Source organism: Actinomycetota bacterium (assembly GCA_036280995.1).
GTDB lineage: Bacteria > Actinomycetota > CALGFH01 > CALGFH01 > CALGFH01 > CALGFH01.
The window spans coordinates 1-2,488 of sequence record DASUPQ010000606.1; the positions used below are offsets into that span (position 1 = coordinate 1).

At 70.3% G+C, this 2,488-nt stretch carries 4 protein-coding genes; 1 reads left to right on the top strand and 3 read right to left on the bottom strand.

The genetic code is table 11. The features are described 5' to 3' along the window. The 3 genes from VF468_20490 to VF468_20500 all read right to left on the bottom strand — a co-directional run. Window positions 1-629 (bottom strand): sigma-70 family RNA polymerase sigma factor (locus VF468_20490; protein ID HEX5880669.1); only part of this gene is annotated, 629 nt, incomplete at its 3' end. Next, entirely contained in the window at window positions 623-964 is a 342-nt protein-coding gene (locus VF468_20495; protein ID HEX5880670.1) for a YciI family protein, read from the bottom strand. The genes VF468_20490 and VF468_20495, both read right to left, overlap by 7 nt. A 23-nt stretch (window positions 965-987) precedes the next feature. Then, on the bottom strand, window positions 988-1,617 hold the full coding sequence (locus tag VF468_20500; protein ID HEX5880671.1) for a transposase family protein: 630 nt from the start codon (window positions 1,615-1,617) through the stop codon (window positions 988-990). Between the two features lie 112 nt (window positions 1,618-1,729). On the opposite strand from VF468_20500, the gene ssb reads away from it, so the two are divergent. Further along, entirely contained in the window at window positions 1,730-2,317 is a 588-nt protein-coding gene (ssb, locus tag VF468_20505) for a single-stranded DNA-binding protein (GenBank protein ID HEX5880672.1), read from the top strand. Window positions 2,318-2,488 lie beyond the last annotated feature (171 nt).

Genomic DNA, 2,488 nt, shown 5'->3' on the forward strand with positions numbered 1-2,488 from the left:
TCGGCCAGCGCGCGGCCCAGCCGCAGCGCCTCGGTCGCCGGCTCCCCGCGGCCCGTGTAGGCCTCGTTGAAGATCAGGTAGACGACCGCCAGCACGGCGTCGAGCCGGTCGGGCAGCAGGTGCTCGGGCGGCACCCGGAACGGGATCTGGGCGGCCTTGATCTTGCGCTTGGCCCGCACCAGCCGCTGGGCCATGGTCGGCTCGGGGACCAGGAAGGCCCGGGCGATCTCGCCGGTGGTCAGGCCGCCAAGCGTCCGCAGGGTGAGCGCGACCTGCGCCTCGGTGGCCAGCGCCGGATGACAGCAGGTGAAGATGAGCTCGAGCCGCTCGTCGGGAAACGCCGTCGCGTCCATCGTGTCCTCGACCGCCTCGGGAACCTGGAGCAGGCGGGTCTTGGCGGCCAGGGTGCGGTCGCGGCGGATGCGGTTGATGGCACGGTTGCGCGCCGTGGTCACCAGCCAGGCGCCCGGGTTGGCGGGAACCCCGTCGCGGGGCCACCGCTCGGCGGCGATTGCGAAGGCCTCCTGGGCGGCTTCCTCGGCGAGGTCGAAGTCGCCGAGGAAGCCGATCAGCGCAGCCAGCACCCGACCCCACTGGTCGCGGAAGACCTGCTCGAGGGTGGCTACCAATACTTCTCGCTCGGGCGGATCTCGACGGCACCGCCCAGGCGGGCCGTTGGGATCCGCGCGGCCACCTCGATCGCCGCATCCAGATCGTCGGCCTCCAGGAGGGCGTAGCCGCCGACCGCCTCCTTGATCTCGACGAACGGGCCGTCGGTGGTCAGCGTCTTGCCGTCCTCCACCCGCACGGTGGTGGCGTTCTCGGCAAGCCCCATGGGCAGGCCGCCGGTGAGGCCGGGCGTCTTGTTGACCTCCCCCCACTCGGCGTAGATCCGCTTCTGCTCCTCTTCCGGCCGAGGCGTCTCCAGGCTGGTGCCGTGGTAGATCAGCAGCACGTACTGCATGGTTCCCTCCTTGTTGGGGATGGTCACCCATGAGACAAACGGGGAGCCGCGAAATCGACAGCTCCCGCCAAGAAAGCCGACAGCCCTCTTGGCGCTGGACGATAGCGCGGGCGGTCCAGCAGCGGCCGGAACTGGGTGATCTCGTTGCTGGTGGTGTCCACGTCGGTCTGGCCCAGGACCGCGCGGGTCGTGTGGTCCATGACCGCCAGCAGATGCACCGGCGCGGCCCCGCGACGGCCACTGCCGCGAGGGGTCTTGCCGTCGACCGCGATCGCCCGCCGCCACGCCCGAGTCGGCGGTGGCGGCCGTGTGGCCGGTTGGAGTGGCTGCTGGTCGGCCAGCCACCGGCCGATCACCCGGTCCAACGCGTCAGGGTCAACGCGGGCCAGCACGCGGCGGACGGTGGCCTCGGCAGGTGGCCGCCAGACCCGGCGCAGCGGGTCGCGGCGCGTCCCAAGCGCGGCCAGCACTGGCCCGGGTGCGTCAGCGGCCCATTCGCCAATCGCGGTCAGGGATCTGGCACCGGCCAGTACCGCGGCGACCGCCACGGCCAGCACCGTGCCGAGTGCGTGCCGCCGGCCACGGCGGTGGCGTGGGTCGGTGATCTGGCCGAGGTAGTCGAGCAGGCTACGGCATTGGTCGGGTGCGAGCACGACAGGGGTGTCCAGCCGCTTGGCGGCTGCAGGTATAGGGGGATGATGCGGGGACAGGCACGGCGGTCCGAAGGGATCATGGGCTTTGACACCCGCATGATCGCCGGGAGCTGTGCCTGCTCTACATCCAGCCACCATCATCGTCGGCAACCTGGTTGAGGACCCCGAGCTCCGCTTCACCAACAACGGCATCGCCGTGACCAACCTGCGCGTGGCCGTTACCCAAAGGGTCCAGCAGGACGGCCAGTGGCGCGACGGCGACACCTCGTTCTTCAAGGTGAATGTGTGGCGCGGCCAAGCCGAGCACCTGGCCGATTCCCTGGCCAAGGGCGACCGGGTGATGGTCACTGGGCGGCTGCGCCAGCGCAGCTGGGAGACCCCCGAGGGCGACAAGCGGTCGGTCACCGAGATCGAGGCCGATGAGGTCGGGGCGTCCCTCAAGTGGGCTACCGCCAAGGTCGAGCGCTCCAGCCAGCGCGGCAACGGCGACCGGGCTCAGGGTCGGGAACGGCAGGCCGAGCGTGGCGGCGACTTCAACGACGCCCACCATTCTGACCACCCCTCAACGCCGCCAGCACCCCCAGCCATTAGCCGGGGGTGCTGGCTTGGGAGAACTCAAGGTCGAGGACGACATCATCCCTATTGGGTACAGCCGCGGACACGTTCACGAACAGGGAGCGGCGTTGCCACCGCCCAGTAGCCAGGTGTATCTGACCGGACGAGACGGCACCTGGACCATGGGCCCGCGCCGTCCCGTGACGGTTACTGTCTGGCCATGGCGACCCGTAGACGCTCCTCGGGGCTGATGAGGTGGTCGTGGTCATCCACGTCAAGGTCGATCTGGACCCACCGCACCCGGCCGCTGAAGCGG